We start from the raw sequence: 19,240 nt of genomic DNA, 5'->3' as shown, positions 1-19,240 counted from the left end.
CAACCAGTGCAGAGGGCGTCGTATCCAGCATTGGTCAGGTCGTTTACGACGTTTTGCCCTGAGCGCGAGCCTGCTTATTGCGAGGTTTCACGTTCAGGGAATGATGCTCAGGGCGCCAGTTCGAGCTTTTCGCGCACCACCGCCAGTGCGGGTTTGCCGTCGCGCGTGGTCACGCCGTGCAGCCACTTATCGAGCACTTCGGGGTGCGCGTAGAGCCAGTCTTTGGCCGACTGGCGCGGGTTGGCGGTTTGGTTGATGACCTGGTCCATCAGCTCGTTTTCCATGCCCAGGCTGAATTCCAGATTGCTGAGCAAGGTGCCGACGTTCGCGCACTCCTTGCTGAAGTTTTTGCGCGTTAGCGAGTACACGGTGGCGCCGCCGTAGTCGGGGCCGAAAAACTCGTCACCGCCGTCGAGGTATTTCATTTTCAGGTGGTTGTTCATCGGGTGCGGTTCCCAGCCGAGGAACACGATCCACTGCTGCAAATGCTCGGCGCGGGTCACGCTGGCGAGCATCTTCTGCTCGCTGCTTTCCACCAACTCGAACTGCCCGGTGCCGAACGAGTTGCCTTTGATCATTTTCTGAATCAGCGCATTGCCGTCGTTACCGGGCTCGATGCCGTAAATTTTGCCGTCGAGCTTTTCGCGGTATTTGCCCAGGTCGGCGAAGCTTTTCAGGCCGCCGTCGTACACGAACGCCGGCACCGCCAGGGTGTATTTGGCACCATGCAAATTGGCCCGCACGCTTTCGATGCTGCCCGCGTCGAGGAAGGGTTTGATCTCATGTTCCTGCGCCGGCATCCAATTGCCGAGGAACACATCGATCTGTTTGGTTTCCAGGTTTTTGAAGGTGTCGGGTACCGACAGGCGCTTGGCATTGGTGGTGTAGCCCAGGGAGCCGAGCAAGAAGCGGCTGACGGCGGTGGTGACGGTAATGTCGGTCCAGCCCACGTCGGCAAAGCGCACCAGTTTGCAGCTTTCCGGTTCAGCGGCAGTGGCCAATACGGGCGTCGCCAAGCTGAGCGCCAGGCAAACAGAGGTCACGAGTTTCATAGAATGCTTTTCCTTAGCGGGACGGGTAATCACTCCAAACCTCCGTGTCTGCGGCGCGGGCGCACACCTGGAAGTCGCCGGTTGCCAAAAGGCAGGCCCATACACTCGCAGGAAGCATGCCGGGCGCGGCGACTATGCGCGTGGGACGTGACCACGGCCACGCTGGAGGTCGCGTTTAGAGTGGCCGAGGTCGCATTCAGCGTGCGCATGTCGCTGGCCGTTTCAAGGCGGCGCAGCGGCGACGTTGCTGGGCATGATCAAGTCGGTGCCAGACCCCGCCCAGCGCACTAAAAGGCTGATGATCCGCGCAAGTTGGGCGCGCTTGCTGCCCTGTACCGGTTGAGGAAATCCGCATGGCCATCAGCGTGTTCGACCTATTCAAAATAGGCATCGGCCCCTCCAGCTCTCACACCGTCGGCCCGATGCGCGCCGCCGCCTTGTTCCTGCAAGGCCTGCGCGAGCGAGGACAATTGCAGCAGGTGCGCCGCGTGGAAGTGCGCCTGTATGGCTCGTTGTCGGCCACCGGCGTCGGCCATGGCAGCGACAGCGCCGTCATCATGGGCTTGATGGGCGATTGGCCAGATGCGATCGACCCGGCGGCCATCGCCCCGCGCATGGCGGCGCTGCACGAAAGCGGCTGCCTGCTGCTCGACGGGCATTTCGAAGTGCCGTTCCAGTGGCAGCGCGACATGCTGCTGCTCGACGAAAACCTGCCGTATCACCCCAACGCCATGACGCTGATCGTCGAAGGCGAGGGCGGCGAGCTGCACCGCGACACTTATTACTCCGTGGGTGGTGGTTTCGTGGTGGATGCCGAGCAAGCGGCCAGCGGGCTGCTGGATCAGGACCACACGGCGCTGCCGTACGATTTCTCCAGTGCCGAAGAACTGCTGCAGTTGTGCAAAACCCACAACCTGCGGGTGTCGGAGCTGATGATGGCCAACGAAAAGGCCTGGCGCAGTGAAGCGGAGATTCGCCAGGGCTTGATGCGTCTGTGGAAAGCCATGTGTGAGTGCGTCAATAACGGCCTCAAGCACGAAGGCATTCTGCCGGGCGGCCTGAACGTGAAACGCCGCGCCGCCAAGTTGCACCGCAGCCTGCAGGAGCTGGGCAAGCCCAACGTGATTGGCTCGACACTGAGCGGCATGGAATGGGTGAACCTGTTCGCCCTGGCCGTGAACGAAGAAAACGCCGCCGGCGGGCGCATGGTGACGGCGCCCACCAATGGCGCGGCCGGCATCATTCCGGCGGTGCTGCATTACTTCGTGCGCTTCAGCCCAGCGGTCACCGAGGCGGACGTGTGCGATTACTTCCTGGCCGCTGCCGCCATCGGTATTTTGTGCAAAAAGAACGCGTCGATATCCGGCGCTGAAGTCGGCTGCCAGGGCGAAGTGGGTTCAGCGTGCGCCATGGCCGCTGCGGGCCTGGCGGAGATTCTGGGCGCTACGCCGGGCCAGTTGGAAAACGCCGCCGAGATCGGCCTGGAACACAATTTGGGTCTGACCTGCGACCCGGTGGGCGGGCTGGTGCAAGTGCCCTGCATCGAGCGCAACGCCATCGCCGCGGTGAAAGCCATCAACGCCGCGCAAATGGCGCTGCGTGGCGATGGCGAGCACTTTATTTCCCTTGATCGAGTGATCCGCACCATGCGCGACACCGGCGCCGACATGCATGACAAATACAAAGAGACCTCACGCGGCGGGCTGGCGGTGAGTGCGATTGAGTGTTAGCGGCAGCGGTGCAAGTAAATGCCATCGCCGGTAGGTATTTGTAGGAGCCAGCTTGCTGGCGAAGCTCTTCTTTTCCAGGGTTCGCCAGCAAGCTGGCTCCTACAAATACAGAGCAAACCCTACTGCACACTTTTTGTTCGCTGCGCTTGCCCCACGCCATGTTTTGGCGCGGTGTAACGGCCAGCGATCTGCCAGCAGTGACAGTTTCCAGGCCCATCGCGAAGGCGCCCGCCTAAGTGCTACGAAACTGCTCAGTCACGCTGGCGCAGACGCCGTGGCTCCCCCGACCCCGTCTCGTTAACCCGCGCTGAATAGAGCCTCAGCGACGTCGTTTTCAGTTTTTTTTGAATGCCCGTTCAACTTAGGCATGGGCTTTGCGTTATGCCTGCTATAGCTCGAAGGTGTGAACGCACCCGAGTCATAAAAATAAAGAGTCCCGACTGGGGCCACACCTGCGTGAGGAGAACCGTGATGACGCCGTTCAACCAAGGGGCACAACCCCAGAACCGTGCTCCACAATCCATCGGCTTTCTGCTGCTGGATAATTTCACTCTGATTTCCCTGGCCTCGGCTGTGGAACCCCTGCGGATGGCCAACCAGCTTTCGGGCCGCGAGCTGTATCGCTGGACCACCATGACCCTGGACGGCAATCAGGTATGGGCCAGCGATGGGCTGCAAATTACCCCGGACTGCGCGGCCAGCAAGGCGCCGGCACTGGATATGGTGATTGTCTGCGGTGGCATCGGCATTCAACGCAGTGTTACCCGCGAACACGTGTTGTGGCTGCAAACCCAGGCGCGTCAGTCGCGCAAACTCGGTGCCGTGTGCACCGGCAGCTGGGCGCTGGCGTGCGCCGGGCTGCTCGATGGCTTCGATTGCAGCGTGCACTGGGAATGCCTGGCGGCGATGCAGGAAGCTTTCCCCCGTGTGGTGATGAGCACGCGCTTGTTCACCCTCGACCGCAACCGCTTCACCAGCTCGGGCGGCACCGCGCCGCTGGACATGATGCTGCACGTGATTTCCCGCGAGCACGGCCGCGAGCTGTCGGCGGCGATTTCGGAAATGTTTGTGTACGAGCGCATCCGCAACGAGCAAGACCACCAGCGCGTGCCGCTCAAGCACATGCTCGGCACCAATCAGCCGAAGCTGCAGGAAATCGTGGTGCTGATGGAGGCCAATCTGGAAGAGCCCATCGACCTCGACGAGTTGGCGGTGTACGTCAACGTCTCGCGTCGTCAGCTTGAGCGCCTGTTCCAGAAGTACCTGCACTGCTCGCCGTCGCGCTATTACCTGAAGCTGCGCCTGGTGCGGGCGCGCCAACTGCTCAAGCAGACGCCGATGTCGATTATCGAAGTGGCTTCCGTGTGCGGGTTTGTATCGACGCCGCACTTCTCCAAGTGCTACCGCGAATACTTCGGCATTCCGCCGCGTGACGAACGCATGGGTTCCAATACGGCTCAGCAAGTTGCGCTGATGCCGATTCCACAAGCGTTGGTGTTGGCGTCGACGCCGGGTGCGATGTCGGCGCTGAGTCAGGCGCGCAGCGAGTCGACCTTCGCCAGCGTGCGCCTGTAGGGTTTTAGCGCAAGGGGCTGGCCGCGTGCTGCGGCCAGTTCGCCTACAGCACTTCTTTCAAGCGATGCCAGAGCATGCCCATGGCCAGCAGCGGCGAGCGCAAGTATTTGCCGCCCGGGAAGGTGACGTGGGGCACGCTGGCGAACAGGTCAAAACCACGACTTTCCTGACCGGCAATCGCCTCGGCGAGCAGGCGTCCGGCCAGGTGCGTGGCATTCACGCCATGGCCTGAATAGGCCTGGGCGTAAAACACGTTGCGCTGGTCTTTGAGCCGGCCAATTTGCGGCAGCCGGTTGGCGCCGATGCCGATCATGCCGCCCCACTGAAAATCGATGTTGACCTTGTCCAAGTGCGGGAACACCTCGAGCATTTTCGGCCGCATGTAAGCGGCGATGTCTTTTGGATCCCGTCCGGAGTAATGGCAGGCGCCGCCGAACAGCAAGCGACGGTCGGCAGACAAACGATAGTAATCCAGCGCCACGCGCTGGTCGCAGAGCGCCATGTTTTGCGGAATGAGCGTGCGCGCCTGCGCCGGGCTCAAGGGTTCGGTGGCAATGATGTAGCTGCCCGCTGGCAGTACTTTGCCGCCCAGGCTGCTGTTCAAACCATTGAGATAGGCGTTGCAGGCCAGCACCAGATTGGTCGCCCGCACCTTGCCGCCAGCGGTGTGCACCACCACTTCGTTGCCGTAGTCGATGCGGGTAACGGCCGAGTGCTCGAACAGCTGCACGCCGAGCGACTGCGCGGCAGCCGCTTCGCCGAGCGCGAGGTTAAGCGGGTGCAAATGGCCGGAGCCCATGTCGATCAAGCCGCCGACGTAGCGGCTCGAACCGACCACCTGATGCATGTCGTCGGCTTGCAGCAAACGCAGTTCGTGGCGATAGCCCAGGCCGCGCAATTCGGCGAGGTCGTCGGCGAAGCCTTCGAGGTCGTCGGGTTTGTTCGCCAGGTCGCAGTAGCCCCAGGTGAGGTCGCACTGAATGTTGAAATGCTCGATGCGCCGGCGAACGATTTCCACCGCTTCCAGGCCGAGCAACTTGAGCTCGCGCACGCCGTCGGCGCCAACCACGCCGGCAAAGCGCTCGACGTCATGGCCGACGCCTCGAATCAGCTGACCGCCGTTGCGCCCGCTGGCGCCCCAGCCCATTTGATTGGCTTCCAGCAGCACCACGCTAAGGCCGCGCTCAGCCAATTCGATGGCGGTGTTCAGCCCGGAAAACCCACCGCCGACAATGCAGACATCCGCCCGAACTTCGCCGGCCAACGGCGCGAAGCTGAGCTGGCGGTTGGCGGTAGCGGCGTAATAGGAAGGAGCGTGCGTTGGCTGAACGCTGGCGTGCATGTGTGAAATCCTGATTCTTATGTTTGGTAAATTTTACGCAGGATAAGCGGGCCGCTCTGGCAGCGCCAAGGGGCCGCGGGAAAAAACCTTCGTCGGTTGCTACCATGCCGGCTCATCCAAGGACTCGCCCCCATGAGCTGCAACAGCCGCAAGATTGATCACCTGCGCCAACGCATTCCCAGCTTTGCCTGTGTGCCCGGTTGTCACGATTGCTGTGGGCCGGTGACCGCATCGTCGGAAGAAATGTCGCGTTTGCCGGTGAAGTCGGATGCCGAGCATGACGCGGCGCTGGCTGAGTTCAACTGCGTGCACCTCGGCCCGCAAGGGTGCGAGGTGTATGAAGAACGGCCGCTGATTTGTCGGCTATTCGGCACCACGCCGCGCTTGCCATGCCCGAACGGCCGCCGCCCGGAGCAATGGATAGATGAGCGCGTGGAAAAGGGCGTGCATCAGTTGATCGCCAGCACGCGCCAGGTGTTGGTTTAAGGCTCAGTCCGGCACGGGCAGGGTCAGGCTTTCCTTCACCTCTTCCATGACGATGTAGCTCTTCGATTCGCGCACGTGGGGCAGCTTCAGAAGGATGTCGCCGAGCAGCTTGCGGTACGACGCCATCTCGGAAATGCGCGCTTTCACCAGGTAGTCGAAGTGCCCCGACACCAGGTGGCATTCCAGAACGTGCGGAAGCTTCAGCACGGCCCGTCGGAACTCCTCGAAAGTATCGCCAGATTTGTAGTCCAAACTAATCTCAACGAATACCAACAAGCTGGCCTTGAGGTGTTGCGGATTCAGCCGGGCGTTGTAGCCCATGATGATGCCTTCGCGCTCCAGGCGCCGAACCCGCTCGGTGCATGGCGTGGTGGAAAGCCCCACGCGCTCGCCCAGCTCGGTGAAGGACAGACGACCGTCTTCCTGCAGGATTCGTAAAATATTACGGTCGATCTTGTCCAGTTCACGACGGCTCTGGTGCTGGGTGCGCATGGGGAATCCGCCTCTGCATTAACGGGTTTTGCCAAGAATTCTCGTCGAATATAGCCAGCAATACAGTGAAATGCACTGGCAGCGGCTCAATATACTGCGCGGAATTTCGATCAAGATATCAAACGTCAGCGAGAAATCGCGGCAAGGGAGCAAACCATGCGAGTTCTGGTGTTGGGCAGCGGTGTGATTGGTACGACCAGCGCCTACTATCTGGCCCGTGCTGGCTTCGAAGTGGTTGTGCTTGATCGCCAGGCCGCCCCGGCCATGGAAACCAGCTTCGCCAACGCCGGCCAGGTTTCGCCAGGCTACGCCTCGCCTTGGGCCGCACCGGGCGTTCCCTTGAAAGCCATCAAATGGCTGCTGCAACGCCACGCCCCGCTGGCGATCAAAGCAACTGCCGATATCGACCAATACCTGTGGATGTTGCAGATGCTGCGCAACTGCACCGCCAGCCGTTATGCCGTGAACAAAGAGCGCATGGTGCGGTTGTCGGAGTACAGCCGCGATTGCCTCGACGAACTGCGCGCCGAAACCGGCATCGCCTACGAAGGCCGCAGCTTGGGCACCACGCAACTGTTCCGCACCCAAGCGCAACTCGATAACGCCGCCAAAGACATCGCCGTGCTGGAGCAATCCGGCGTGCCCTACGAGCTGCTGGACCGCGACGGCATCGCCCGTGTTGAACCGGCACTGGCTGGCGTGACCAACATTCTCGCCGGCGCCCTGCGCCTGCCGAACGACCAAACCGGTGACTGCCAAATGTTCACCACCCGCCTCGCAGAAATGTGCGTACAGCTGGGCGTGGAGTTCCGGTTCGGTCAGAACATCGAAGGCCTCGACCACGCTGGCGACCGCATCAACGGCGTGTGGGTCAACGGCAAGCTGGAAACGGCTGATCGCTACGTGTTGGCGCTGGGCAGCTACTCGCCGCAATTGCTCAAGCCGCTGGGCATCAAGGCCCCGGTGTATCCGCTCAAGGGTTACTCGCTGACCGTGCCGATCACCAATGGCGACATGGCTCCGACTTCGACCATTCTCGATGAAACCTACAAGGTCGCCATCACCCGTTTCGACAACCGCATCCGAGTCGGTGGCATGGCGGAAATCGCCGGCTTCGACCTGAGCCTGAACCCGCGTCGCCGCGAAACCCTGGAAATGATCGTCAACGATCTGTATCCGCAAGGTGGCAACCTGGCCCAGGCCGAGTTCTGGACCGGCCTGCGCCCAACAACGCCGGACGGCACGCCGATTGTCGGCGCCACGTCGTACAAAAACCTGTTCCTCAATACCGGCCACGGCACCCTCGGTTGGACCATGGCCTGTGGCTCTGGTCGTCTGCTGGCTGACCTGATGGCGAAGAAACGTCCACAGATCAGCGCCGAAGGCTTGGATATCTCCCGTTACGGCCATTCCAAAGAGAGCCACAAACATGCCCATCCAGCGCCTGCGCACTGAAACCCGCTACAGCGAAATCGTCATCCACAACGGCACGGTCTACCTGGCCGGCCAACTGGCTGACAGCTACGCAGGCGATGCTGCGCAACAGACCCGCGAAACGCTCGCCAACATCGACCGCATGCTCGCCGAGGCGGGCACCGACAAGAGCCGAATCCTGTCGGTGACTATCTACCTCAAGGACATGGCCAGTGGTTATGCCGGCCTCAATGCTGTTTGGGACGCCTGGGTAACGCCGGGCACCGCGCCCGCTCGGGCCTGCGTTGAAGCCAAGCTTTACACCGACGAAGCCTTGGTCGAAATGACCGTTATCGCGGCGCTGCCGTAACACCGTTTCTAGCCCTCGACCTTTAGAAGACTCGCTGCCATGCGTCCCGCCCGCGCCCTTATTGACCTCGCTGCTCTGCGTCACAACTACCGCCTGGCCCGTGAACTGACCGGGGCCCGCGCCCTGGCTGTGATCAAGGCAGACGCCTACGGGCATGGCGCCGTGCAGTGCGCGCAGGCGTTGCAAAGTGAGGCCGATGGTTTTGCCGTGGCAGCCATTGAAGAGGCGCTGAGCCTGCGCGCTGCGGGTATTCGCGCGCCGATTTTGTTGCTCGAAGGGTTTTTCGAGGCCGACGAGTTGGCGTTGATCGTCGAGCATGATCTTTGGTGTGTGATACACGCGCCGTGGCAGTTAGAAGCGCTCGAACGTACGACGCTGCGCAAACCGTTGCAGCTTTGGCTGAAGCTTGACTCAGGCATGCACCGCGTTGGCTTCTTTCCCGAGCAGTACCAGCACGCTTACCGCCGCCTGCAAGCGAGTGGAAAGGCGGAAAAAATCGTGCTAATGACGCACTTCTCTCGCGCCGATGAGCTGGAGAATCCGCGCAGCGAAGAGCAAATGGCCGCTTTCGCCCAAGCCCGCGAGGGGCTACAGGCCGATGTCAGCCTGTTTAATTCGCCGGCGATTCTTGGCTGGTCGTCACGTTTTCCCGCGCTGCAAAAGACCGACTGGGTTCGTTCCGGGCTGATGCTTTACGGTGCCAGCCCGTTCGAAACTCCGCACGATCACGCCGCGCGCTTGCAGCCAGTGATGACGCTGGAGTCGAAAATAATCAGCGTGCGCGAATTGCCGGCCGGCGAACCAATTGGCTACGGCGCCCGGTATGTCACCGAACAACCGACGCGTGTCGGCGTTGTAGCAATGGGTTATGCCGACGGCTACCCGCGCCATGCGCCAAGCGGCACGCCGGTGGCCATCGACGGGAAACTGAGCCGTCTGATCGGTCGGGTTTCCATGGATATGCTAACCGTCGACCTCACCGATTTCCCCGAGGCTGGCGTAGGAAGTCGGGTGGAATTGTGGGGGAAACAGGTGCTCGCCAGCGATGTTGCCGCTGCGTCTGGGACTATTCCTTACCAGCTTTTCTGTAATGTTCGCCGCGCGCCACTCGTCTATTCCGGGGCCTAGCGCCAGGTCCGAACAGGATTGCCCTGCAAGTGTTGTAAATACTGAACGCTGTTGCGATGATGCCCCCTCAAATCGGAAATTTCCCAAGGGGGCTCTATCATTGGACGTCGGCGTTCGACTGCAATCTATTCGCAAGCTTAAAGGCCTGTCTCAGCGTGAACTCGCCAAACGTGCGGGCGTCACCAACAGCACCATTTCCATGATCGAGAAGAACAGCGTGAGCCCCTCGATCAGTTCGCTGAAAAAGGTGCTGGCGGGCATACCCATGTCGTTGGTCGAGTTTTTCTCCCTTGAAGTGGAGCAGGACAACCACACTCAGGTGGTTTACAAAGCGAGCGAACTGGTCGATCTGTCCAGTGGCGCGGTCACCATGAAATTGGTCGGCAAGGCGCACCCCAGCAGGGCCATCGCCTTTCTCGACGAAACCTATCCACCAGGCTCTGATACCGGCGACGAGATGCTCACCCATGAAGGTGAAGAATCGGGTCTGCTGGTCGATGGGCGTCTGGAACTGACGGTGAGCGGCGAGATTTATATCCTCGAAAGCGGCGACAGCTACTACTTTGAAAGCAGCAAGCCGCATCGCTTCCGTAATCCGTTTGAAGAGCCGGCGCGGCTTATTTCGGCGACCACGCCGGCCAATTTCTAAGAAACTGCGACAGGATGGCGTGTTTCGACACGCCGACCTAATCGGTATACTGACGCCCGCTCGCGCAACCGTGGCCGCGAGCGTGACTAGCCACGATAGAGGGTGTACGCGTGAACCTAATTAAGAAAATGCTGGCGGCGCATGTCGCTGTGTTGGCCCTCTGGGCGGTCAGCGCTCAGGCTGCGACGACCAATGACGACATCGCTGCGCGACTGAAGCCAGTGGGTGAAGTCTGCATCCAGGGCGAAGAATGCAAAGGCGTTGAAGCCGTTGCGGCTTCTGCTGGCGGCGGGGCAAAAACGCCGGACGACATCATTGCTGCCCACTGTGGCGCATGCCACACCGCTGGCGTACTGGGTGCTCCAAAAATCGGTGACAACGCCGCCTGGAAAGAGCGCGCCGACCACCAAGGCGGCCTCGACGGCCTGCTGGCAAAAGCCATCACCGGTATCAACAGCATGCCGCCTAAAGGCACCTGTGCTGATTGCAGTGATGATGAGCTCAAAGCCACCATCCAGAAAATGTCCGGCCTTAAATAAGGTTTGGATTTCAAAAAACCGCCCTCGGGGCGGTTTTTTTATGCGCCGATCGGCTGCGCGTCGGCATTGCTGCGTTGAAATTGATTGTTGAATGCTCATTGGCTAGAGCCAACTGCGCTTCAAAAACCAATTTCGCCTTGCACTGCTCTAGCTCGCTCGATCTCAACCGAGCAAGGCCCATCCACAGATCGGCGAGGGTGGGCATTCATTTTTCAGCGAAACGGGCGTCATCCCTGCGTTTTTGCAGTCACACTCCACAAGCCAACTTATGGAGATTGACCTGTGGCTCTTAGCTCTCTGGACTTTGCCGTCGAACAGATCCTGCAGCGCATCGACGGACCGATTCACCTTGGCCTGCCACTGGGCCTGGGCAAACCCAATCGGCTGGTCAACGCGTTGTATCAGCGCATCAAAGCGATGCCCCATCGCTCCCTGACCATTTACACCGCGCTGTCCCTCGGTCGCCCCCACGCCAGCAGCGATCTGGAGCAGCGCTTGATGGCGCCGTTTCTGGAGCGGGTGTTTGGCAATTATCCAGAGCTTGATTACCTCAAAGACCAACGCCGCGGCGAGCTGCCGGCCAATGTGCAGTTGCAGGAGTTCTATCTGCAGCCGGGCAGCCAGTTGCAAAATCCAAAGGCGCAGCAGGCATACGTCAGCCTCAATTACAGCCAGGTGGCACGCGACCTCAATCGCAAGGGCATTAACGTGGTGGCGCAACTGGTGGCCGCCGATGCCACCCGCCCGGACCACGTCAGCCTGAGCTGCAACACCGATATCACCCTGGATTTGCTGCCCATGCTGCAAGCGCGCAAGCAGGCCGGCGAGACCATTGTCTGTGTGGGTCAGCTGCATGCCGACTTGCCTTACATGCCCGGCGATGCCGAGCGCCCGCTGGATGATTTCGATCTGCTGGTCGAAGCCGGCGAGCCCAGCACGTTGTTCTCTACGCCGAATATGCCGGTAGGCGTGGCCGACCACGCCATCGGCCTGTACGCCAGCAGCCTGGTGCGCGATGGCGGCACGCTGCAGATTGGCATCGGCTCAATGGGCGATGCGGTGACCGCCGCCTTGCTCAATCGCCAGGGCAACAATGGCGGTTACCAGGCGGCGTTGCAGGCCCTGGATATTGGTCGTTGGGGGGAGTTGGTGGAGCGCTTCGGCGGGCTGCAACCCTTTGCCAACGGCTTGTATGGGTGCAGCGAAATGCTGGTGCCGGGCCTGGTGGCGTTGTTCGATGCGGGCATCGTGCGGCGTCCGGTGTTCCCGAATGAGCGCCTTCAGCAGCTGGCAAATGACGGCGTACTCAATGAACACGGTCATCTGGATCTGGCCGCCTGGCGCGAGCTTGATGCAGAGCTACGTCTGGATCAGCCGTTGATCACCTGGTTATACGAACAAGGCCTGCTCGCCGAAGGCGTAAGCGTTGAAGGCGCGACGTTGCGCTTGCCCGACGGTCAGACCATCCCGGCCGACCTGCATCATTCAGCGAGCATCGACGCCTTGCAGCTGCATCTGAAACCAACCGCCTCCGGTGTGTGTATTCACGGCGGTTTCTTCCTCGGCCCACAAGCGTTTTATCGGCGCTTGCAACAGCTCAACGACGAACGTCGCTCGCGTATCGGCATGACCGGCATCAGCTACATCAACCGGCTATACGGCCAGGAAGATCTGAAACGCTTGCAGCGCACTCAGGCGCGCTTCATCAACAGCGCCTTTTGCGTGACCTTGCTGGGCGCCAGTGCGGCCGATCAATTGGAAGATGGCCGCGTCATCAGTGGCGTTGGCGGGCAATACGACTTCTTTGCCCAAGCCCATGAGCTGGACGACGCACGCGCCATTCTGATGCTGCGCAGCTGGCGCGAGGCGGATGGCGAAGTGAGTTCCAATATTCGCTGGGAGTATGGCCACACCACCATTCCCCGGCACTTGCGCGACATTGTCATCACCGAATACGGCATTGCCGATCTGCGCGGTAAAAACGACAGCCAGGTGATTGCGGCGCTGCTGCAAATCGCCGACTCGCGTTTTCAGGATGAGCTGATCGAGCAGGCCAAGGCGGCGGGCAAGCTGGCCGATGATTTTGCCTTGGACGAGGCGTTTCGCGACAACACACCCGAGCGTTTGCAGGCGTGTTATGAGCAGCACCGGGCGTTGTTCGCGGAGTACCCGCTGGGCTGCGATTTCACTCAAGAAGAACAGGATTTGCTGCGCGCGCTGCGCTGGCTTAAAAGCAAACTCAAGCTCAGCGAGGTGCTGGAGTTAGGGAAGGCGGCGCTGTTCGATCAGCCGGCGCCGGGGGCATATGACGCGCACTTGGAACGGTTGCAATTGGCGCAGCCGGAAGGAATCAAGGAACAGCTTTATCAGAAGCTGGTGCTGGCGGGGTTGCAGGCCACCGCGCCTTAACGCGGTGCCCCGTTTGAGCGGCAATGGTTATTCGAGAAACTCGACCTTGCCGCCTTCCAGCGACTTGATCCGCGCGAGCGACTCGATCCAGTAGCCCTGCGAGTCGAGTTCTTCGCGGCCTTTCTGGAAGGATTTTTCGATGACTACGCCAATGCCGACGATGGTTGCGCCGGACTGTTTGATCAGGTCGATCAAACCGTGTGCGGCGCGGCCGTTGGCGAGAAAGTCGTCGATCAGCAACACGCGGTCGGTAGGCAGCAAGTGCTTGGCCGACACGGCGATGGTGCTTTCAGTCTGCTTGGTGAACGAGAACACCTTGGACACCAGCAGGTTGTCGGTGAGGGTCAGCGACTGGTATTTGCGCGCGAAAATCACCGGCACCCCAAGTTCCAGACCGGCCATGATCGAGGGCGCGATGCCCGACGCTTCGATGGTGACGATTTTGGTGATGCCCTGATTTTTGAACAGGTCGGCAAAGGTCTGGCCAATTTGCTGCATCAGGCGCGGATCGATCTGGTGGTTCAGAAAGGCGTCGACCTTGAGCACTTGGTCGGACAGCACCACGCCTTCTTCAATAATCTTCGTTTTCAGCGCTTCCATCTCAAGGCTCTCGTTTTGGCGGTGCAGGTTAGTAAAGGCAGGGGCGCACAGCGGCGCCCGACTATTTTTTCATCATGGCGCGGATGTCGGCCAGGGCCGCGTTGCCGCGTACCGCTTTGACTTCCACGGGGGTGTCTTCCAGGCCTTCCCACGACAAATCTTCGGGCGGCAATTCGTCGAGGAAACGACTCGGCGAGCAGTCGATGATCTCGCCGTACTGTTTGCGTTTGGCCGCGAAGGTGAACGCCAACGTCTGCCGCGCGCGGGTGATGCCCACGTACGCCAGGCGGCGTTCTTCCTCGATGGTGTCGGCTTCGATGCTGGAGCGGTGGGGCAGAATTTCTTCTTCCATACCAATGATGAACACGTACGGAAATTCCAACCCTTTGGAGGCGTGCAAGGTCAGCATTTGCACGCCTTCGGCACCTTCTTCCTCTTCTTGCTGGCGTTCGAGCATGTCGCGCAAGACCAGTTTGCCGATGGCGTCTTCAATGGTCATGTCGCCGTCTTCGTCGCGCTCAAGGGTGTTCTTCAGCGCGTCGATGAGGAACCAGACGTTGCCCATCCGCGCCTCGGCGACTTTGTCACTGGAGGCGTTCTGGCGCAGCCAGTTTTCGTAATCGATGTCCATGACCATGCTGCGCAACACGGCGATCGGCTCGTTCTCGGCGCACTGCTGGCGAATCTTGTCCATCCAGTGTTTGAACCGTTGCAGGCGTTCGCTGTAACGGCTGTCCAGGTGCTCGCCCAGGCCCATTTCGTCGGCGGCGTTGTACATGGAAATCTTGCGCTCGGTGGCGTAGTTGCCGAGCTTTTCCAGGGTGGTGGAACCGATTTCGCGGCGCGGCACGTTGATGACGCGCAAAAAGGCGTTGTCGTCGTCAGGGTTCACCAGCAGGCGGAAGTAGGCCATCAAATCTTTCACTTCCTGACGCGCGAAAAAGCTGGTGCCGCCCGATAAGCGATAGGGAATCTGGTGGTGCTGAAGTTTCAGCTCCATCAGTTTTGCCTGGTAGTTGCCGCGATACAGAATCGCGAAATCGCTGTACGGCCGATCGGTGCGCAGGTGCAGGCTGAGAATTTCCATGGCCACGCGTTCGCACTCGGCGTCTTCGTTTTTGCAACGAATCACGCGGATCTCATCGCCATGGCCCATCTCGCTCCACAGCTGTTTTTCGAAGGCGTGCGGGTTGTTGGCGATCAGCGTGTTGGCGCACTTGAGGATGCGGCTGGTGGAGCGGTAGTTCTGCTCAAGCATCACGACTTTGAGCGAGGGAAAGTCCTCTTTCAGCAACATGAGGTTTTCCGGCCGTGCGCCGCGCCAGGCGTAAATCGACTGGTCGTCATCACCCACCACGGTGAACTGATTGCGCATGCCCACCAGCATTTTCACCAGCAGGTATTGGCTGGCGTTGGTGTCCTGGTATTCGTCCACCAGCAGGTAGCGCACCTTGTTCTGCCATTTTTCCAAGATGTCTGTGTGGTCTTGGAAGAGTTTTACCGGCAGCAAAATCAGGTCGTCGAAGTCCACCGCGTTGTACGCCTTGAGCGTGCGCTGGTAATGCATGTAGACGATGGCCGCGGTTTGTTCTTTGGGGTTGCGGGCGTTTTCCAGCGCTTCGGGCGGCAGGATCAGGTCGTTTTTCCACGAGCCGATGTAGCCTTTGATCTCGTCGATGCCGTCGTCGCCCGAGTACTCTTTTTGCATAATGTCGCTGAGCAGCGCCTTGATGTCGCCGTCATCGAAAATCGAGAAACCAGGCTTGTAACCGAGGCGGGCGTACTCTTTGCGGATGATGTTCATGCCCAGGTTGTGGAAGGTACACACGGTCAGGCCGCGTCCTTCCACGCCTTTGAGCAGGGTGCCGACGCGTTCTTTCATTTCGCGCGCGGCCTTGTTGGTAAAGGTCATCGCCACGATGTGTTGCGCGCGGATGCCGCACTGCTGAACCAGGTGGGCAATCTTGCGGGTGATTACGCTGGTCTTGCCAGAACCGGCGCCAGCGAGCACCAATAGTGGGCCGCCGACGTAGTTCACGGCTTCTTGCTGCCGGGGATTGAGTCGGGACATGTCGTTGTATCGCAGGAAAGTGGGCGCGCATTTTAGCAGGCCTGATGCACAATGCCTTAACCGTCTGGATACTGTGACGCACGCCATACTGGCCGCGTGATGGTCTTGGTTATTTCAGACAATGCAGTACGCTAGTGCCTCATCAGCGGGGGCTGATGGGGAATACATCGCACAGGATGTGCGCAAGAGACGCCGATAACGGCGCGAAAGGGCGGTAGAACCGCCATGTGGATTGTTTTGGGGGAAGTCGTTTGTCCGCGCATGTTGAAACCTTGCGTATTGTCCTGCTGGCCGAAACGCCAGAATGGGCGGCGCTGTTGCGCGAGCATTTGGCGGCGATGGGCAACCCGTCGGCGCTGATTACCGCCCCTTCCTGGACGGCTGCCAGTGGCCTGTTTGACGATCACGCGCACAGCCTTCTGTTAACCACGCCCCGCCTGCAGCCCGCGCCCGGCAGTTGCCCGTTACCCACCGTTTTGTTGCTCGAACACGAGCCGGCCGAGCCGCCGGTTGGCATCAGCGACTGGCTGGTGCGCGAAACGCTGAGCGTCGACACCGTGCGTCGCTGCCTGCGTTATGTGCGCGAGCACGGCGTGCTTAAAGACACGCTTCAGCGCCTGGCCGAGCAAGATCCGCTCACTGGCATCGCCAACCGCCAAGGCTTTCAAACCCTGCTCACCGCGCAATTGGCCGAATTCAAAGGCCGGGGGCTGGCGCTCGGGCATCTGGATCTCGACAACTTCCGCCATGCCAACGATGCGCTCGGCCACCAGGCCGGGGACCGCCTGATTTTGCAAGTGGTGGCGCGGCTCAAAGCGCAGCTATCCGTGGATGATCATCTGGCCCGTTTAGGCAGCGATGAATTCGCCTTGCTGTTGGATATTCGCCGCGACCCCAAACGTGCCGAGCGCATGGCCGAACGCATTACCGAAGCGCTGTCCGAGCCTTACTGGGTCGATGGCGAAAGCCTGTTGATCGGCTGCAGCCTTGGTGTGGCGCACGCCCGTGCCGACGCCGGCGCCGATCCGCTGATGTGGCATGCCCATATCGCCATGCAGCAGGCCAAGAGCCAGCAGGGCTGCACCTTTCACGTGTTTGACGAACGCATCAATCGCAATGCCCGCAGTCTTGCCGACCTGGAAAGCGAACTGCGCCGCGCCCTGCGCCGCGATGAACTGGAGCTGCATTACCAGCCGCGCCTGTGCCTGAAAACCGGGCACATACTGGGCCTTGAAGCGCTGGTGCGCTGGCGCCACGCCGAGCGCGGGTTACTGGCGCCCAATGAGTTCGTGCCGTTGGCCGAGGAAAGCGGGCTGATTGTGCCGCTGGGTTACTGGGTTATTTCCCGCGCGTTGCGCGACATGCAGTGGCTGCGCGGACGGGGTCTGCCGGCGTTGCATATGGCGGTGAATCTGTCGTTCCGTCAGTTCCAGGACAGTCAACTGCTGACCACGTTGGCGCGTCTTATTGAAGAGCGCGGCGTGGATGCGCAGTGGCTGGAATTCGAACTAACCGAAACCGCCGTGATGCGCCGTAGCGATCACGTGCAACAAACCATGAAGGCGCTGGGCAAGCTCGGCGTGCGTTTTTCCCTCGACGATTTCGGCACCGGTTTTTCATCGTTCGTGCACCTGAACAACTTGCCGATCACCATGTTGAAGATCGACAAGAGTTTCGTCGGCGGCATGGATAACCGCCCCGAAAATCGGCAGTTGGTGCGGGCGATGATCAACCTGGCGCACAACCTGGAACTGGCCGTGGTTGCCGAAGGCGTGGAAAACGCCGAACAGCTCGCCTTGCTGCGTCAGTTTGGCTGCGATCAGGTGCAGGGTTACTTGGTCAGCAAGCCTCTGCCCCTGGCCGACCTGGCGCGTTTTCTGGTGTTTGGCAGTCGTCAGGCGATGCTGTCGGGCTAATTGCCAGCAGTCGCGCGGTTTTCCACTCAAACCCCAGCGTCAGACCCAGCGCCGCGCAGGCCAGGCCGGCGGCTAAACCCCACCACACGCCTTGCGCGCCCCAGCCCAAGTGAAATGCTAGCAACCAGGCGGCCGGCGCGCCGACGAGCCAGTAGCAAACCAACCCAACCACAAATGTGGTTTTCGCATCTTTAAGCCCGCGAATCGCGCCCATGGCGATGGTCTGAATGCCGTCGAACAACTCGAACCAGGCCGCAATGGCCAGCAGGCTGACCGCGAGGGCGACGATGCTGGCGAACGCCGGATCGCTGGCATCTAGGAACAGATCGACCACCGCATATGGCGCCAGCCAGAACAACAAGGCGAAGCCGAGCATGCAGCAGCCGCCAATGGCGATTCCGAGGCGACCAGCGCGGCGTGCATCGGCCAGCCGTCCGGCGCCGAAGTGCTGGCCGATTCGAAAGGTTACGGCGTAGGAAATGCCCACCGGCACCATAAAAGCCACATACACCGATTGCAGTGCAATTTGATGAGCGGCCAGTTGCGTACTGCCCAATGCGCCCATGCACAGCGCGGCAAAGGCGAACAAGCCGGACTCGACCGCGTAGGTGCCGCCAATCGGTAGGCCGAGGCGCAGCAGTTCTTTCATCGCAGCCTTGTCCGGGCGCAGCAAGCCGACGAACAACGGATACAACCGATAGGCGCGGTGATGCATGACGTGCAGCGCGAGCAGCAGCGCCATCAACGTACTGACAATGGCCGTGACCAAGCCGATGCCAGCCAGGCCCAGGTGCGGAAGACCGAACAGGCCGTGAATCAGCGCGTAGTTCAGGCCCAGATTTGCCACTGCGCCGCCAATGCTGATGGCCATCACCGGGCCGGCTCGGCCAAGCGCGCTGGTGAAACCGCGCAACGCCATGAATGTCATGTAGCCCGGCAGCGCGAAGACTAGTGTGGAAAGGAACTGCTCGGCGCCGTGCACGCTTGCCGGCGACTGCCCAAACGCCAGCAGAATGGGGCCGAGGTTCCACAGAAACACGCCTGCCGCCAATGCCATGGCCCAGCCGAGCCACAAACCGTTCTGACTGATCTGCACCACGCCACGTACATCCCCGCTGCCATGGCGAATGGCGACCAGGTTGCCGACGGCGGCAATCACGCCGACGCAGAAGATTGAAACAAACGAATAACTTGCCGCGCCAAGCCCGCCGCCCGCCAGTTCAGCGGGGCCGAGCAGGCCCATCATTACGGTGTCGGTGAACACCATCATCACGTGCGCCAGTTGCGCGGCGATCAATGGACCAGCCAAGCGCAGGATGGCTTTCAACTCGATTTGTGTTGCGGTCGTCATGATGAGTCTGACTCAAACTAAAAAGGCACTGAGAGCGCGCCGGGGGTAACGAAGAACCGCCATCTTGCGCAAGAAGACGCAACGCCACAAAACGATAAAAACGATGCGTGGCATGAC

At 60.6% G+C, this 19,240-nt stretch carries 17 protein-coding genes; 10 read left to right on the top strand and 7 right to left on the bottom strand.

Going from position 1 to position 19,240, the window contains the following annotated elements; genetic code table 11:
• Positions 1 to 107 precede the first annotated feature (107 nt).
• Positions 108 to 1,052, bottom strand: a complete 945-nt coding sequence (locus AC0IW7_RS16465) for a choline ABC transporter substrate-binding protein (RefSeq protein WP_471819439.1) — start codon at positions 1,050 to 1,052, stop codon at positions 108 to 110.
• A 353-nt stretch (positions 1,053 to 1,405) separates the two neighbouring features.
• Between AC0IW7_RS16465 and AC0IW7_RS16460 the strand changes: the two genes are divergently transcribed.
• Both AC0IW7_RS16460 and gbdR read left to right on the top strand, forming a co-directional pair.
• Positions 1,406 to 2,782 (top strand): L-serine ammonia-lyase, encoded by a 1,377-nt coding sequence (locus tag AC0IW7_RS16460; RefSeq protein ID WP_471819437.1) that lies wholly within the window; start codon positions 1,406 to 1,408, stop codon positions 2,780 to 2,782.
• A gap of 471 nt (positions 2,783 to 3,253) precedes the next feature.
• On the top strand, positions 3,254 to 4,357 hold the full coding sequence (gbdR, locus tag AC0IW7_RS16455) for a choline metabolism transcriptional regulator GbdR (RefSeq protein ID WP_122497562.1): 1,104 nt from the start codon (positions 3,254 to 3,256) through the stop codon (positions 4,355 to 4,357).
• A 43-nt stretch (positions 4,358 to 4,400) separates the two neighbouring features.
• Here the strand turns inward: gbdR and AC0IW7_RS16450 are convergent, their stop codons facing one another.
• The gene (locus tag AC0IW7_RS16450; protein ID WP_471819436.1) at positions 4,401 to 5,699 is read right to left on the bottom strand and encodes an NAD(P)/FAD-dependent oxidoreductase; all 1,299 of its coding nucleotides are present in this window, start codon (positions 5,697 to 5,699) and stop codon (positions 4,401 to 4,403) included.
• Positions 5,700 to 5,831: 132 nt separating this feature from the next.
• Between AC0IW7_RS16450 and AC0IW7_RS16445 the strand changes: the two genes are divergently transcribed.
• Complete coding sequence (locus tag AC0IW7_RS16445) at positions 5,832 to 6,185, top strand: YkgJ family cysteine cluster protein (RefSeq protein WP_471819435.1); 354 nt, start codon at positions 5,832 to 5,834, stop codon at positions 6,183 to 6,185.
• A gap of 3 nt (positions 6,186 to 6,188) precedes the next feature.
• Here AC0IW7_RS16445 and dadR read toward each other — a convergent pair whose 3' ends face one another.
• Positions 6,189 to 6,677: a transcriptional regulator DadR gene (dadR, locus tag AC0IW7_RS16440; RefSeq protein ID WP_108098017.1), complete on the bottom strand. Its 489-nt coding sequence runs from the start codon at positions 6,675 to 6,677 to the stop codon at positions 6,189 to 6,191.
• Between the two features lie 156 nt (positions 6,678 to 6,833).
• Here dadR and dadA point away from each other — a divergent pair, with 156 nt between their 5' ends.
• The 5 genes from dadA (at position 6,834) to AC0IW7_RS16415 (ending at position 10,776) form a co-directional block, all read left to right on the top strand.
• Positions 6,834 to 8,132 carry a D-amino acid dehydrogenase gene (gene dadA / locus AC0IW7_RS16435; RefSeq protein WP_471819433.1) on the top strand — a complete coding sequence of 433 codons (1,299 nt, stop codon included), beginning with the start codon at positions 6,834 to 6,836 and terminating at the stop codon, positions 8,130 to 8,132.
• Positions 8,107 to 8,460, top strand: coding sequence for a RidA family protein (locus tag AC0IW7_RS16430; protein WP_471819432.1), 354 nt, complete (start codon positions 8,107 to 8,109; stop codon positions 8,458 to 8,460). Before dadA ends, AC0IW7_RS16430 begins: the two co-directional genes overlap by 26 nt.
• 39 nt (positions 8,461 to 8,499) lie before the next feature.
• A complete protein-coding gene (gene alr / locus AC0IW7_RS16425) occupies positions 8,500 to 9,588 on the top strand; it encodes an alanine racemase (RefSeq protein WP_471819430.1) in 1,089 nt (362 codons plus the stop codon).
• Between the two features lie 100 nt (positions 9,589 to 9,688).
• Positions 9,689 to 10,237 carry a cupin domain-containing protein gene (locus AC0IW7_RS16420; RefSeq protein ID WP_122497550.1) on the top strand — a complete coding sequence of 183 codons (549 nt, stop codon included), beginning with the start codon at positions 9,689 to 9,691 and terminating at the stop codon, positions 10,235 to 10,237.
• 110 nt (positions 10,238 to 10,347) lie between these two features.
• Positions 10,348 to 10,776, top strand: coding sequence for a c-type cytochrome (locus AC0IW7_RS16415; protein WP_122497548.1), 429 nt, complete (start codon positions 10,348 to 10,350; stop codon positions 10,774 to 10,776).
• Between the two features lie 10 nt (positions 10,777 to 10,786).
• Here AC0IW7_RS16415 and AC0IW7_RS16410 read toward each other — a convergent pair whose 3' ends face one another.
• A complete protein-coding gene (locus AC0IW7_RS16410; protein ID WP_471819429.1) occupies positions 10,787 to 10,981 on the bottom strand; it encodes a hypothetical protein in 195 nt (64 codons plus the stop codon).
• Between the two features lie 77 nt (positions 10,982 to 11,058).
• Between AC0IW7_RS16410 and AC0IW7_RS16405 the strand changes: the two genes are divergently transcribed.
• A complete protein-coding gene (locus tag AC0IW7_RS16405; protein WP_471819427.1) occupies positions 11,059 to 13,185 on the top strand; it encodes an acetyl-CoA hydrolase/transferase C-terminal domain-containing protein in 2,127 nt (708 codons plus the stop codon).
• 27 nt (positions 13,186 to 13,212) lie between these two features.
• On the opposite strand, the gene AC0IW7_RS16400 is transcribed toward AC0IW7_RS16405, so the two are convergent.
• Together AC0IW7_RS16400 and rep are read right to left on the bottom strand one after the other, a co-directional pair.
• Complete coding sequence (locus tag AC0IW7_RS16400) at positions 13,213 to 13,785, bottom strand: xanthine phosphoribosyltransferase (protein WP_471819425.1); 573 nt, start codon at positions 13,783 to 13,785, stop codon at positions 13,213 to 13,215.
• Between the two features lie 61 nt (positions 13,786 to 13,846).
• Positions 13,847 to 15,856 carry a DNA helicase Rep gene (gene rep / locus AC0IW7_RS16395; RefSeq protein ID WP_471819423.1) on the bottom strand — a complete coding sequence of 670 codons (2,010 nt, stop codon included), beginning with the start codon at positions 15,854 to 15,856 and terminating at the stop codon, positions 13,847 to 13,849.
• 251 nt (positions 15,857 to 16,107) lie between these two features.
• Here rep and AC0IW7_RS16390 point away from each other — a divergent pair, with 251 nt between their 5' ends.
• Positions 16,108 to 17,772 carry a putative bifunctional diguanylate cyclase/phosphodiesterase gene (locus tag AC0IW7_RS16390; protein WP_471819422.1) on the top strand — a complete coding sequence of 555 codons (1,665 nt, stop codon included), beginning with the start codon at positions 16,108 to 16,110 and terminating at the stop codon, positions 17,770 to 17,772.
• On the opposite strand, the gene AC0IW7_RS16385 is transcribed toward AC0IW7_RS16390, so the two are convergent.
• On the bottom strand, positions 17,696 to 19,123 hold the full coding sequence (locus AC0IW7_RS16385; RefSeq protein WP_471819421.1) for a NorM family multidrug efflux MATE transporter: 1,428 nt from the start codon (positions 19,121 to 19,123) through the stop codon (positions 17,696 to 17,698). The two genes, AC0IW7_RS16390 and AC0IW7_RS16385, sit on opposite strands and share 77 nt — an antisense overlap.
• Positions 19,124 to 19,240 lie beyond the last annotated feature (117 nt).

Source organism: Pseudomonas sp. AC229, from assembly GCF_979254655.1.
Note: the sequence above shows the minus strand (reverse complement) of the source record. Positions and strands in the feature narration are given on the sequence as shown.